Source organism: Rhodobacter sp. P2_H5 (assembly GCF_056403335.1).
Map to the genome: position 1 here is coordinate 1 of NZ_JBFUFS010000018.1, position 13,223 is coordinate 13,223.

A 13,223-nucleotide genomic window follows, 5' to 3' on the forward strand; every position below is an offset into this window, starting at 1 on the left:
CTGCGCGGCTGCGCGGCAAACGCCGCATCTGGGGCGGGCGACCCGCCATCAGACGCAGCCTCTACCTGGCCGGCCTCATCGCCTCACGCCACGATCCGAACATCAAAGCCTTCAGAGCACGACTCGCCGCCGCCGGAAAACCGACAAAAGTCGCCATCATCGCCTGCGCAAGAAAACTCCTGACAATTCTCAACGCAATGGTCAAAACAGGCAAAGACTACAACCAAACCAAAGCCTGAAAGACAGTTGCTACCGGAATTCGTGGATCACTTCGATCAACCCGACAATCGCGGCATTGAACGCGCCCAGATCCTCCGCAGGTATCCAATATTCCCGATGCGCCCGTCCGCCGGCATCCTGCACCGAAAAGCCGCCGAGGTAGCTGGTCAGAACTTCAAACCGGGTAACGAATCCCCCGCCACTGGCCTTCACATTCCAGTCTCGGGCGATCTTGACCGCATAGTCCTCGGTGGTGACCGGATAGAAGATCGGCTGCTCCGGCAGACGCGGCGGAAAGGCCTTCATCCCGCTCAACCGGATCAAGGCCAGTTCTTCCGGCCCAACGGGGCGCCAAAGGGTGCGGGTCGCGATCATCGTGCCAATCTATTCAGATCAATTCAGCGAAGCAAATGCCCGATTCGGCCCTTGCGTTAACCATTTTCCAGTCAATTCGGACCCCAAGACATCTTTCCCGGTGTAGAGACGGAAGGAAGACAAAAGGAAGACGCGGGCAAGACCGTTAACCTTTCGGCAACTTGGCCCTTTTCTCCATAAATTCCGCGCCTTAACACACCGCTCGCACCTGCCGGCAAAACCGCCTATCTTCCCCCCATGCAACTCCCCCCGACCCTCTCCGCATGGTTCGAAACCCAAGGCTGGACCCTGCACCCCCACCAGCTCGCCATGCTGGACCGGTCCGAAGACGCCTCCACCCTGCTCATCGCGCCGACCGGCGGCGGCAAGACCCTTGCGGGCTTCCTGCCGACGCTCGCCGAATTATCCAATGGATACAAAGGCCTCCACACGCTCTACATCTCCCCCCTCAAGGCCCTGACCGCCGACATCCGCCGCAACCTGCGCCGCCCGGTGGAGGGTGCGAACCTCCCCATCCGGATCGAGGATCGCACCGGCGACACCACCTACACCCAGCGTCGCCGCCAACGCGCCGACCCGCCCCACATCCTGCTGACCACGCCAGAATCCCTCGCCCTCCTGCTAACCTACGAAGATTCCCCAAGAATTTTCGAAAACCTGCAGCGGGTGATCGTGGACGAGATCCACGCCCTGGCCGAATCCAAGCGTGGCGACCAGTTGATGCTGCAACTCGCCCGCCTCGAAACCCTCGCCCCCGGCCTGCGCCGCGTCGGCCTTTCCGCCACCGTCGAAGACCCGCCCGCCCTCGCCCGCTTCCTGGGTCCGCAAACACAAATCCTAGTGGCTGACCCCGGCCCCGACCCCGACATCCGGATGCTGACCACCGACACGAGCCCGCCATGGAGCGGCGGCGGCGGCAAATACGCCATCCCCGCCATCCTCGAACAGGTGCGTCAGCACAACATCACCCTGATCTTCCACAACACCCGCGCCCAGGCGGAAATCTTCTTTCATAACCTGTGGTTGGCCAACGAGGATGCGCTCCCCATCGGCATCCACCACGGCTCGCTCTCCCGCGAACAGCGCGAAAGGGTCGAGGCCGCGATGGTCGCAGGCCAGCTTCGCGCCGTGGTCTGCACCGGCTCGCTCGACCTCGGCATCGACTGGGGCGACGTGGACCTCGTGATCCAGGTCGGCGCCCCCAAGAACGTCAAGCGCCTCGTCCAGCGCATCGGCCGCGCCAACCACCGCTACAACGCCCCTTCCAAGGCCCTCCTCGTCCCCGCCAACCGCTTCGAGTTGGTCGAATGCCAGGCCGCGCTGGAGGCCGTCAAAGCCCATACCCTCGACGGCGAGCCACGCGGCCCCGGCCCCCGTGATGTGCTCTGCCAGCACATCCTCGCCAGTGCCTGCGCCGGCCCCTTCGACGGTGACGCCCTCTACCGAGAAGTCATCACCGCCGGCCCCTATGCCCTTCTGACCAAAGCGGAATTCGACGCCTGCCTCGATTTCGTCGCTACCGGGGGATATGCGCTGAAGGCCTATGACCGCTGGCAACGCCTGATGATCCGGGGCGATAAATGGACCCTCCGCGACCCCCGCGTCGCAGCCCTGATCCGCCAGAACCTTGGCACGATCATCGACATCGAGACGCTGAAAGTCGCCCTCAAAGGCCGTGGCGCCCCCCTGGGCGAGATCGAGGAATACTTCGCCGCCTCCCTCTCCCCCGGCGACACCTTCCTGATCGGCGGCGAGGTCGTCCGCTTCTCCAACCTCCGCGAGCTCACCGTCGAAGTCACCCGCGACCCCGGCCGCCCGCCCAAGGTCGCCGTCTTCTCCGGCACCAAATTCGCCACCTCCACCCAGCTTTCCGACCGCATCCTGCAGATCTTCCAGCAAGACAGCTGGCCCGACTTGCCCGCCCACACCGCCCAATGGCTCGCCCACCAGCGCGAGGTCTCCCGCTTGCCCGAGCCCAACCGCCTGCTCATCGAATCCTTCCCCCACGACGGGCGCGAACACCTCTGCATCTACGGTTTCGCCGGCCGCAACGCCCAGCAAACCCTGGGCCTCCTCGTCACCAAAGAGATGGAGGCGGCCGGCCTCGCCCCCCTGGGCTTCGTCGCCACCGACTACGCCACCCTGATCTGGGGCCTCGAACCCCTTCAAAACACGGACCTTTTCGACAAGACCCGCCTCCGCGACGGCCTTGAAACCTGGCTCGCCGGCAACGCCGTCATGAAACGCACCTTCCGCAACACCGCTATCATCGCCGGCCTGATCGAACGCTCCAACCAGGGCCGCCGCAAGTCCGGCCGGCAGGCCACCTTTTCCTCCGACATCCTCTACGACACGCTGCGCCGCTTTGACCCGCACCACCTCCTCCTCGACATCACCCGGGAAGAGGCCCTGCGCGGCCTCGTCGACTTCGGCCGGATCGAGGCGCTTCTCACCCGCGTCGGCCCCCGCATCGACCTGATCCGCCTCCCCCAGATCACCCCGCTCGCCGCCCCCCTGATGCTGGAACCCGGCGTGGTCCCGATCCATGGGGCGGGCCGCGAGCGTCTCGCCGCCGACGCCGCCCGCCAACTCCTCCGCGATGCCGGGCTGGAGTGAACGCAGGCTCTTCCCTCTGTTAACCTTTCCCCTGTATTGCTCTCTGCCCAAATACTCCCGCCGGAGGCGCCATGCCCTATGCCTTCCCCCTCGGCCCTGCCACCCTGCACGCTCTGCCCTCCGGCGCGCTGTTCTGGCCGGATCAAAGCCTGCTGACGGTCTCCGACCTGCATTTCGGCAAATCCGAACGCCTGGCCCGGCGCGGCGGCAGCCTTCTGCCGCCCTACGAGACCCGCGCCACCCTGACCCGCCTCGATGCGGATCTTGAGGCCACGCAGGCGAAATCTGTCATCTGCCTCGGCGACAGTTTCGATGACCTGATGGCAGCCGCGGAGATGGAGGAGAGCGACCGGCTCTGGCTGACCCGTCTGATGGCCGGGCGCGACTGGACCTGGATCGAGGGCAACCATGACGCAGGCCCCGTCAACCTTGGCGGCACACACCGGGCGGAACTGCGCGTGGCAGGCCTGACCTTCCGCCACATCGCCACGCCAGAAAGTTTAGAAATATCAGGTCATTATCACCCGAAGGCCCGGCTGCCCGGCCGCACCGCACCCTGTTTCCTCATTGACACAGCGCGGGTGATCCTGCCCGCCTATGGCGCCTATACCGGCGGGCTTTTCAGCGATCACCCGGATCTGCAGGCGCTCATGCAGCCCCGCGCGCTGGCGGTGCTGACCGGGGCAAGATGCCTGCCCCGGCCGATGCGATAGGCGCAACAGGGGTTGGTAGGATGGGCAATTTGCCCATCTTCCAGGGCCGGCTCAGGCCGTCAGACCCTTCGGCTCGGCCAAACCATTGGCGCGGCAGCAGGCGGTCAGGGTATTGGCCAGAAGGCAGGCAATCGTCATYGGCCCGACGCCGCCCGGCACCGGGGTGATCGCACCGGCCACCTCGACAGCGCTGGCATAATGCACGTCGCCCACCAGCTTGCCTTTGCCGTCGCGCTCGATCCGGTTGATGCCGACGTCGATTACCGTCGCACCCGGCTTGACGAAATCGCCGGTGATCATCTCGGGCCGGCCCACCGCCGCGACGAGGATATCCGCGCCGCGGCAGACCGCCGCCAGGTCCTTGGTCCGCGAATGCGCAATCGTCACCGTGCAGCTGTCGCCCAGCAAAAGCTGCGCCATCGGCTTGCCCACGATGTTCGACCGCCCGACCACCACCGCATTCAGCCCCGACAAAGAGCCATGGTGATCGCGCAACATCATCAGGCAACCCAGCGGCGTGCAGGGCACCATGCTCTTCTGCCCGGTGCCCAGAAGCCCGACGTTGGAGATGTGGAACCCGTCGACATCCTTGGCCGGGTCAATCGCGTTGATCACGAGGTCGGAATTCAGATGCCCCGGCAGCGGCAACTGCACCAGAATGCCATGCACCGCAGGATCCGCGTTGAGCGATGCGATCAGCGCCAGAAGATCGGCCTCCGAGGTGGAGGCGTCCAGCCGGTGTTCGAAGGAATTCATCCCGACTTCGATGGTCGAGGCATGCTTGTTCTTCACATAGACCTTCGAGGCCGGGTCTTCCCCCACCAACACCACGGCGAGACCCGGCGTGATGCCGTTCTGCTCTTTCAGCCGCGCCACCGCCTCGGCCACCTGGGCGCGCACGCCAGCCGCGAAAGCCTTGCCGTCGATCACCTTTGCCGTCATCTTCTTCTCCTCAAGCGACCGCAAAGGCGGCGCGGTAATGGTCCATTTGCATGCGGGTCGCAAGGACCGCGTTCTTCATCAGGATGGCGACCGTCACCGGACCGACGCCGCCCGGAACCGGAGTGATCCAGCCGGCCACCTCGGCGCAGCTGGCGAAATCGGCGTCGCCCACGGTCTTGCCCTCAACCCGGTTGATGCCGATGTCGATCAGAGCCGCCCCCGGTTTCAGCATGGCCCCCGTCACCAGTCCCGGCTTGCCCACCGCCACAAAAACCGCATCGGCGGCGCGCGAATGGACGGCAACCTGCCGCGTCATGTGGTGGCAGACCGTCACTGTCGCCCCCAGACCCATCATCAGAAAGGCAATCGGCTTGCCGACAATCTCAGAATGGCCAATCACGCAGACATCCAGACCCTCGACCTTCAGGGGCAGGGTCTTCAGGATCTCCACCGCCGCCACCGCCGTGCAGGGGCCAAGGGCCAGATCGTTGTAGACGATATTGCCGATCGAGGCGGGATGCATCCCTTCGACGTCCTTCAGGGGATGCACGGCCTTTTGCAGGGTTTTCACCGGGATATGCGCCGGCAGGGGGCGCTGGATGATGATGCCATTGACCCGCGGATCGGCGTTCAATCCGGCCAGCACCCCGGTCAACTGCTCCAGACTGATCTCGGCCGGATAGTTGCGCGCCTCGAAGGCGACCCCGGCGGCCTCGGCCTGGCGCTGCTGGTTGCGGACGTAAAGCTCCGCCGCCGCCACATCCCCGACCGAGATCGAGATCAGGCGCGGCTGCCAGCCCGCCTCGGCCAACTCGGCCGCTTCCGCACGAGTCTCCGCCATCATGCGGGCGGCAATCGCCTTGCCGTCGATCAGGGTCGCGCTCATGTCATCCTTTCGTAAGGTCGGACGGCGGGGGTTCCGGCCCGGCCTCCTTGCTCAACACTTCCTCTTCGCGGGCAATCGACCAGTCGATCAGCTTGCGCCACAACTTCTCCAGCTTGTCTGGCGGCAGGCCATGCAGCACGGCCTCGGCCCTGACATTCGCCACCACCTCTTCGACGCGCGCGCCGATCCGGGCGGGCCAGCCGATGCCGGTCTTGATCTCGGCCGCGCGGTCGATATAGGTCGTCCGCTCGGCAAACAACGCCACCAGTTCGCGGTCCACCCGGTCAATCTCGGCCCGGATATCGGTCATCGTCGTACAGTCGGCAGCTTTCATCGCAGTCACCTCGATCCTTGCGCCGCCCTTCTAGCGAAAGGCGGCGCAAGGAACAACTTCACCTTAGAACAGGCCCCCTAGAACAGACCTTCCACGAAGCCCTGATCGTTCAGCCGGATCACCTCGGCCGAGGGGACCTTGGGCAGGCCGGGCATCGTCATGATCTCACCACAGATCACCACGACAAACCCCGCCCCGGCCGAAAGCCGCACTTCGCGGACCGGCACCGAGTGGCCGGTGGGCGCGCCACGCAGGTTCGGGTCGGTCGAGAAGGAGTATTGCGTCTTGGCCATGCAGATCGGCAGATGGCCATAGCCCGCCGCTTCCCAGGCCTTCAGCTGGTCGCGGATCGACTTGTCGGCGAGCACCGCATCGGCGTGATAGATCCGCTTGGCGATGGTCTCGATCTTTTGGAACAGCGGCATCTCGTCGGGATAGATCGGCGAGAAATTGGCAGCGCCGCTTTCGGCAAGCGAGACCACCTTATGCGCCAGATCCTCGATCCCGGCGGAGCCTTTGGCCCAGTGCTGGCACAGGATCGCTTCTGCGCCTTGGGCGGCCACATAATCCTTCACCGCCTGAATCTCGGCATGGGTGTCGGAGTAGAAGTGGTTGATCGCCACCACCACCGGAACGCCAAAGCCTTTGACGTTGCCGATATGGCGGCCAAGGTTCGGGCAGCCCTTCTTGACGGCTTCGACATTCTCGGCACCGAGGTCGGCCTTGGCGACGCCACCGTTCATCTTCATCGCGCGCACGGTGGCCACGATGACCGCAGCAGAGGGTTTGAGGCCAGCCTTACGGCACTTGATGTCAAAGAACTTCTCCGCACCCAGGTCGGCGCCAAAGCCCGCTTCGGTGACGACATATTCGCCCAAACGCAGCGCAGTCTTGGTCGCGATGACAGAGTTGCAGCCGTGGGCGATGTTGGCGAAGGGGCCGCCGTGGACGAAGGCCGGGTTGTTTTCCAGCGTCTGCACCAGGTTCGGCTGCATCGCGTCTTTCAAGAGAACTGTCATCGCGCCATCGGCCTTGATGTCGCGGCAATAGACCGGCTTCTTCTCGCGGGTATAGGCCACGACGATATCGCCGAGGCGCTTTTGCAGGTCTTCCAGATCGTTCGACAGGCAGAGGATCGCCATGACCTCCGACGCCACCGTGATGTCAAACCCGGTCTGGCGCGGGAAGCCGTTCGACACGCCGCCCAAAGACACCACGATATCGCGCAGCGCGCGGTCGTTCATGTCCATCACCCGGCGCCACATGATCCGGCGCTGGTCGATGTCGAGGCTGTTGCCCCAGTAGATGTGGTTGTCGATCATCGCCGACAGCAGGTTGTGGGCCGAGGTGATGGCGTGGAAATCGCCGGTGAAGTGCAGGTTCATCTCTTCCATCGGCACGACCTGGGAATAGCCGCCTCCCGCAGCGCCCCCCTTCATGCCGAAGTTCGGGCCGAGCGAGGCCTCGCGGATGCAGACGATCGCCTTCTTGCCGATCCGGTTCAGGCCATCGCCCAAACCCACGGTGGTGGTGGTCTTGCCCTCGCCCGCAGGGGTCGGGTTGATCGCGGTCACCAGAATGAGCTTGCCCATCGGCCTGCTTTCCAGCGACTTGATGAAGTCCTGCCCGACCTTGGCCTTGTCGTGGCCATAGGGCAGCAGATGTTCTGCAGGGATGCCAAGCTTGGCGCCGATGTCCATGATCGGCTTTTTCTTCGCTTCGCGTGCAATCTCAATGTCGGTTTTGAAGGCCATGTCTCTCTCCCGGTCGGCAAATGGCAGCCCGCCCGTGATAGCGAAGAAAACGACTCGTCAGAGTCGCTTTTCCGACCAAGCCCGCGTCAAATTCGCCAGCGCCGGTTTCCGATCGGAAAGAAGGGCCCGATCCGGGAAATCCCTAGCCAGGCATCCCCAACTCGTCGCTGCGCCGGCGCTCCAGCTCCTGGGCATAGCGTTTCAGGCAATAGGCCTCGGTCAGATAGCCCACGACCTTGCGGCTGGCGGGGGCGTCCAGCACGGGCAGCACCTCGGACTGGCGGTCCGAGAAGGTCTTGAGGATCTCGGCGATGTCGGCCTCGGGCAGCAGATAGGCTTGCGGCGCATGGGCGAGGTCGGCGGCCACGGCAAGGTCGGCCAGATCGCCGAGGTCGGGATCGTGCAGCGCCACCACGTCGATCAGGCCGGTATAGGCCCCGGTCTCATCCGTGACGAAAAGGTATTTCGCGGCACCAATCGGCGCCCGGCGGCGCAGGGCCGCCAGCGACAGGCGCTGATCGACCACCTTGGCGTCGGCCCGCATCAGGCGCCCCGCCCGCAAGGTCGCGATCCAGCCGATGTCCTGCCCGCCGCGCAGCCTGAGCCCGCGCAGATGGAAGCGCCACGTTGAAAAGCTGTAGCCGAAGGTCAGCCGCACCACGGTGGAGGCGACGATGACCCCGATGGCGACCCCCATCGTCACCGGAAAGTCGCCGGTCGCCTCCAGCACCAGGAAGATCATCGTGAAAGGCGCCCCGATGATCGCCGCCCCCACTGCCCCCATGCCCACCAGCATGAAGACATGGCGCTGCGCGAAGATCACCGGCAGGACATGCGCCGTCGCGTCGACAAAAGCCGCCCCCAGAAGCGCGCCCAGAAACAGCGAGGAGGAAAATAACCCGCCACGAAACCCCGCGCCGAGCGAGACGGCCGAGGCCGCCAGCTTGGCCACCAGAAGCGCCAGGATCATGACCAGGGGCAAGGGCTGGTTCAGGTGCCACTCGATCGCGCCATGCCCCGCGCCCAGCACCTGCGGCGACCAGAGGGCGATCAGCGACAGAAGCCCGCCCCCCACCGCCGGCCGCAGCCATTGCGGGATGTGCACCGCGCGCAGGGCGCGTTCGACCCAGGTGGCCGATTGCATGGTCAGGATGCCAAGCCCCGCCGCCAAAAGGCCGAGGGCCGCGAAGAGCAGGTAGAAGCCGTTCGGAATGACGAAGAACTCGGCGACGCTGAACAGCGGGGCGTCACTGCCCAGAAGGCGGATCACCATGGCGCCGGCGAGGGCGGCGCCGGTCACCGGGGCCAGCCCGCGCGTGCTGTAGCTGCCGTGGACCAGCTCGAACCCGTAGAACGCCCCGGCAAGCGGCGCGTTGAACGCTGCCGCAATCGCCGCGGCCGCGCCTGCCGTGACCATCAGCCGCTGATCCTCGCGCCGCAGCTGGTACTTGGCCCCCACCACCGAAAAGAGGCCGGAGCCGAGCTGGCTGTACCCCGCCTCCATCCCCACCGAAGCGCCGCTGGCGTTGGAGATCAGGGTCAGCCCGGTCAGCCGCAGGGAATCGCGCAACGACATCTGGCCGCCATAGAGCGCGTTGGCCTCGACCGGGTCGACAATCTCGACCGGGCGCCAGCGTTGCCATGCCAGCGTGACCAGACCCAGCACCAGCCCGCCGAGTGCGGGCACCAGCGCCAGCCGCAGGGGATGCAGCGTCAGTTGCGCGCTGAGGAACTCGCCCGGTGCCAGTCCGAAATCGAGCGCATGCAGAAAGGTCACCAACTCGCGCAGACCATAGGTGATCAGCCCGACCCCGGCGCCGAGCAGGATGGCGCAGCCGATCAGCCAGGTCTCATGGTTGCGCGCGGCGCGCTGGAACTCTGCCAGACGCAGGCGCAGGGCGCGGTAGCGGTGGTGCAGGGTCTCGAATGGCACGCGGAACATTGGAAGGCCTGAACAGGGGGGCTGTCCCGGCCTTAAGCCGCAGGCCGCGTTCTGGCAACGGGCAAGGGCTTCAACTTGTTGAAGGTCCGCAGTTCCCTGTGCGCTTAACCGGCCAGGGCCGCGGCGCTGAACTTCCAGCCGCGCTGGTCGGGGATATGCAGGCGTAGCGTGTCGCCGAGGGCAAAGCTGCCCTCGCGTTCGACCCAGGCCACCACGCCGCGTCGCCCCGCGGCCGCAGGCTTGAACGCCTTGCCAAAGCCCGGATGCGCCGCCTCGATCGCGCGGGAGGGGATGGTGCAGGGCCGGTTGTTCAGGTTGACCACCAGCGTCGCCCCGGAGGAGCCCTGCAGCCGCGACCCCGGCGGGATATGGCTGAAATCGGGGATGCCTTCGATCACCATCGTGGCCCCCAGAAGGCGGGGGTCCAGGCTGGGCAAGCCCATGCGCTCTGCCGTCTCGGCCAGTTCCTCGGCCGACAGGACCGAGACCTGCCGCGTGTTGGCGACCGGCGTGCCCTCGGGGTACTGCGCGGTCATCCGGCTGCAGGAGGGCACGACGACGCCCTCATGCGCCTCGCCCGCGATGCCGGCAAAGGTCGCGGTCAGGGTCGTGGCGGGTTCGGTGTCCAGAAGGCCATAAGTGCCGATCATCCGCCCCAGAAAGGTGATGCGTCCGGTGAATTGCGTCGGTTTCAGGATCGGCATGGGTCAGACTTTCAGCGTGAAGAACACCCGGCGGAACGGCATCAGGCAGGACCCGTCCGGCAGCAGCGGATAGGCGGAATGCACCGCCTGATCATAGGCGGTGGCAAAGGCGCGGGCCTCGGCCTCGGTCAACTTTTCGACATAGGGGCGCATGGCGGTGGATTGGGTGAAGGCATGGACCGGGTGGATGCCCTCGGTCGGGTCAAGCCGTTGCAGGTATTCCGTCTCCCAGGCCTGCACCGCGCCGAGGGGCGACAGGAGCTGCCAATAGCCCTGTGCGGTCTGCACCGGCGCCTCGAAATGGCAGGAGTCGAAGCGGTCGGGGTAAAGTGCTGCCGCGATGTCACGCAGGAAACGGTGCGAAGGGGCGAGATACTGGCGCGGCATCTGCACCGCCAGCGTGCCGCCGGGAGCCAGCATTCCCGCCAGGCGCGGCATCAGGCTGTCATGGTCAGGGAGCCAGTGCAGGGCAGCGTTGGAGAAGATCAACGCGGGCGGCGCATCGGCCTGCCAGGTGGCGGCGTCCGCCTCGATCAGCCGGTCATAGCCCTCGGCCCGGGCCAGCATGGTGGGCGAATTGTCCACCCCGATCAGCGGATGCGCCGGATAGCGTTGCCGCACCGGTCCCACCGCCGCACCATCGCCGCAGCCAAGGTCGATCACCGCCCCTTCGGGCAGATCGCCGACCTGCAGCAAAAGGTCCACAAGGGGGCGCAAACGCAAACCCCGAAACCTTGCGTAGGTTTCGGGGTTCCAGTCGGTTTTGGCACTCAGGCTCACGCCGAGGGCTCCGGTTCGATCCCCGGCTTGGCGACCGTGACCCTCGTCTTCGGGATCGACAGGACCGAGGTCGAGCCACCGCCCGAGGAGGTCTTGTCATCGTCGCTGTCCAGCGGCTCGCCCGCCAGAACCTTGCGGATCTCGTCGCCGGTCAGGGTCTCGTATTCCAAGAGACCCTGCGCCAGCCGTTCAAAGCCCTCGGATTTCTCCGAGATGATCTTGTAGGCCAGCTCGTAGGCCTCGTCGATCAGGCGCTTCACCTCGGCCTCGATCAGCGTCTTGGTCTCGGGCGAGACCGAGAAGCCGCCGGTGGCGCCGTTGTAGCCTTCATGCGCTTCCGAATAGTCGATGTTGCCGACCAGATCCGACATCCCCCAGCGCATCACCATGGCGCGCGCCACGGCCGAGACGTTCTGGATGTCGCCGCTGGCCCCCGAGGAGACCGAATCCGCGCCCCATTTGAAGATCTCGGCGGCCTTGCCGGCCATGCCCATCGCCATGCGGCTCTTCATCTGGTCCTTGTGCCAGGAATTGCGGTCCATCTCCGGCAGGCTCATCACCATGCCAAGGGCACCGCCGCGCGGGATGATCGTGGCCTTGTAGACCGGGTCACATTTCGGCAGCGAGATGCCGACGATGGCGTGCCCAGCCTCGTGATAGGCGGTCATTTCCTTGTCGGAATCGCTCAAGACCATCGACCGGCGCTCGGCGCCCATCATGACCTTGTCCTTGGCCTGCTCGAAATCTTCCATCGTCACGAACCGGCGGCCAAAGCGCGCGGCCATCAGGGCGGCTTCGTTCACCAGGTTAGCAAGGTCAGCACCCGAAAAGCCAGGGCAGCCGCGCGCGATGATGCGCAGATCGACATCGGGGCCAACCGGCACCTTGCGGGCGTGAACGGTGAGGATCTTTTCGCGGCCCTTGATATCGGGGTTGGGCACATGGATCTGGCGGTCAAACCGGCCCGGACGCAGCAGCGCGGGGTCCAGCACGTCCTTGCGGTTGGTGGCGGCGACGATGATCACGCCCTCGTTGGCCTCGAACCCGTCCATCTCGACCAGAAGCTGGTTGAGGGTCTGTTCGCGTTCGTCATTACCACCGCCGATGCCCACGCCACGCGCACGGCCGACGGCGTCGATTTCGTCGATGAAGACGATGCAGGGCGCGTTCTTCTTGGCCTGTTCGAACATGTCGCGGACACGGGAGGCGCCCACACCAACGAACATTTCCACGAAGTCGGAACCCGAGATGGTGAAGAAAGGCACCCCCGCCTCACCCGCGATGGCGCGGGCCAGAAGCGTCTTACCGGTACCGGGCGGGCCAACCAGAAGGGCGCCCTTCGGGATCTTGCCGCCAAGACGCGAGAATTTCTGCGGGTTGCGCAGGAATTCTACGATCTCTTCCAGCTCTTCCTTGGCCTCGTCGATGCCGGCCACGTCGTCAAAGGTCACGCGACCCTGCTTTTCGGTCAAAAGCTTGGCGCGCGACTTGCCAAAGCCCATCGCACCGCCGCGCCCGCCGCCCTGCATGCGGTTCATGAAATAGATCCAGACCCCGATCAGCAGCACGAAGGGCAGCCAGGCCGTGATCACCGTCATCAGGCTCGATTGCTCTTGCGGGTCGGCGCGGACTTCCACGCCCTTGTCGAGCAGCTTGTCCGTCACCTGTTCGCCGGTCGGGCGGATCGCGATGTAATGGCTGCCATCCTTGGCCGTGACGCGGATCTGTTCACCGTCCAGCGTCACCGACTTCACGTCACCCGAGTTCACCCGTCCGATGAACTCCGAATAGGAAACCGTCTGGGCCGTGAAGTTATTGGAGCTGTTGAAGAGGTTGAACAGTGCCAGCACCAGCACCAACAGTACCACCCAGAATGCAATATTGCGTGCGTTTCCCACCTGGAACTCCTTCTGACGCAGCATGCCTGACGCAGACACACCGCTTTGGCTTACAAGATA

General features: G+C 65.2%; 11 protein-coding genes and 1 pseudogene. 3 read left to right on the forward strand and 9 right to left on the reverse strand.

Annotated features, from left to right (window positions below; translation table 11 throughout):
- Window positions 1-239: pseudogene (locus tag AC1DVR_RS19000) on the forward strand (hypothetical protein); the annotation flags it as partial.
- A 10-nt stretch (window positions 240-249) separates the two neighbouring features.
- Here the strand turns inward: AC1DVR_RS19000 and AC1DVR_RS19005 are convergent.
- Window positions 250-594 (reverse strand): ADP-ribosylation/crystallin J1, encoded by a 345-nt coding sequence (locus tag AC1DVR_RS19005; protein WP_478002180.1) that lies wholly within the window; start codon window positions 592-594, stop codon window positions 250-252.
- Between the two features lie 237 nt (window positions 595-831).
- Here AC1DVR_RS19005 and AC1DVR_RS19010 point away from each other — a divergent pair, with 237 nt between their 5' ends.
- Together AC1DVR_RS19010 and pdeM are read left to right on the forward strand one after the other, a co-directional pair.
- Window positions 832-3,210, forward strand: coding sequence for a ligase-associated DNA damage response DEXH box helicase (locus tag AC1DVR_RS19010; protein ID WP_478002181.1), 2,379 nt, complete (start codon window positions 832-834; stop codon window positions 3,208-3,210).
- Window positions 3,211-3,281: 71 nt separating this feature from the next.
- A complete protein-coding gene (gene pdeM / locus AC1DVR_RS19015; protein ID WP_478002182.1) occupies window positions 3,282-3,923 on the forward strand; it encodes a ligase-associated DNA damage response endonuclease PdeM in 642 nt (213 codons plus the stop codon).
- 51 nt (window positions 3,924-3,974) lie between these two features.
- Here the strand turns inward: pdeM and folD are convergent, their stop codons facing one another.
- The 8 genes from folD to ftsH all read right to left on the reverse strand — a co-directional run bounded on the left by folD (window position 3,975) and on the right by ftsH (window position 13,163).
- Window positions 3,975-4,865, reverse strand: a complete 891-nt coding sequence (gene folD / locus AC1DVR_RS19020; RefSeq protein ID WP_478002183.1) for a bifunctional methylenetetrahydrofolate dehydrogenase/methenyltetrahydrofolate cyclohydrolase FolD — start codon at window positions 4,863-4,865, stop codon at window positions 3,975-3,977.
- A gap of 10 nt (window positions 4,866-4,875) precedes the next feature.
- Window positions 4,876-5,751: a bifunctional 5,10-methylenetetrahydrofolate dehydrogenase/5,10-methenyltetrahydrofolate cyclohydrolase gene (locus AC1DVR_RS19025; RefSeq protein ID WP_478002184.1), complete on the reverse strand. Its 876-nt coding sequence runs from the start codon at window positions 5,749-5,751 to the stop codon at window positions 4,876-4,878.
- Between the two features lies 1 nt (window position 5,752).
- Window positions 5,753-6,085 carry a chorismate mutase gene (locus AC1DVR_RS19030; protein ID WP_478002185.1) on the reverse strand — a complete coding sequence of 111 codons (333 nt, stop codon included), beginning with the start codon at window positions 6,083-6,085 and terminating at the stop codon, window positions 5,753-5,755.
- Between the two features lie 77 nt (window positions 6,086-6,162).
- A complete protein-coding gene (locus tag AC1DVR_RS19035; RefSeq protein WP_478002186.1) occupies window positions 6,163-7,839 on the reverse strand; it encodes a formate--tetrahydrofolate ligase in 1,677 nt (558 codons plus the stop codon).
- Between the two features lie 142 nt (window positions 7,840-7,981).
- Window positions 7,982-9,781: a chloride channel protein gene (locus AC1DVR_RS19040; protein WP_478002187.1), complete on the reverse strand. Its 1,800-nt coding sequence runs from the start codon at window positions 9,779-9,781 to the stop codon at window positions 7,982-7,984.
- A 104-nt stretch (window positions 9,782-9,885) separates the two neighbouring features.
- Window positions 9,886-10,485, reverse strand: coding sequence for an MOSC domain-containing protein (locus tag AC1DVR_RS19045; protein ID WP_478002188.1), 600 nt, complete (start codon window positions 10,483-10,485; stop codon window positions 9,886-9,888).
- 3 nt (window positions 10,486-10,488) lie between these two features.
- On the reverse strand, window positions 10,489-11,265 hold the full coding sequence (locus AC1DVR_RS19050) for a methyltransferase domain-containing protein (RefSeq protein WP_478002189.1): 777 nt from the start codon (window positions 11,263-11,265) through the stop codon (window positions 10,489-10,491).
- Entirely contained in the window at window positions 11,262-13,163 is a 1,902-nt protein-coding gene (gene ftsH, locus AC1DVR_RS19055) for an ATP-dependent zinc metalloprotease FtsH (protein WP_478002190.1), read from the reverse strand. The genes AC1DVR_RS19050 and ftsH overlap by 4 nt, the downstream gene beginning before the upstream one ends.
- Between the last annotated feature and the right edge of the window lie 60 nt (window positions 13,164-13,223).

What these genes read in the sequence shown, in the direction of transcription:
- AC1DVR_RS19005 (WP_478002180.1), bottom strand. Translation starts at nt 594, where the DNA reads ATGATCGCGACCCGCACCCTTTGGCGCCCCGTTGGGCCGGAAGAACTG.
- AC1DVR_RS19010 (WP_478002181.1), top strand. Translation starts at nt 832, where the DNA reads ATGCAACTCCCCCCGACCCTCTCCGCATGGTTCGAAACCCAAGGCTGG.
- pdeM (WP_478002182.1), top strand. Translation starts at nt 3,282, where the DNA reads ATGCCCTATGCCTTCCCCCTCGGCCCTGCCACCCTGCACGCTCTGCCC.
- AC1DVR_RS19025 (WP_478002184.1), bottom strand. Translation starts at nt 5,751, where the DNA reads ATGAGCGCGACCCTGATCGACGGCAAGGCGATTGCCGCCCGCATGATG.
- AC1DVR_RS19030 (WP_478002185.1), bottom strand. Translation starts at nt 6,085, where the DNA reads ATGAAAGCTGCCGACTGTACGACGATGACCGATATCCGGGCCGAGATT.
- AC1DVR_RS19035 (WP_478002186.1), bottom strand. Translation starts at nt 7,839, where the DNA reads ATGGCCTTCAAAACCGACATTGAGATTGCACGCGAAGCGAAGAAAAAG.
- AC1DVR_RS19040 (WP_478002187.1), bottom strand. Translation starts at nt 9,781, where the DNA reads ATGTTCCGCGTGCCATTCGAGACCCTGCACCACCGCTACCGCGCCCTG.
- AC1DVR_RS19045 (WP_478002188.1), bottom strand. Translation starts at nt 10,485, where the DNA reads ATGCCGATCCTGAAACCGACGCAATTCACCGGACGCATCACCTTTCTG.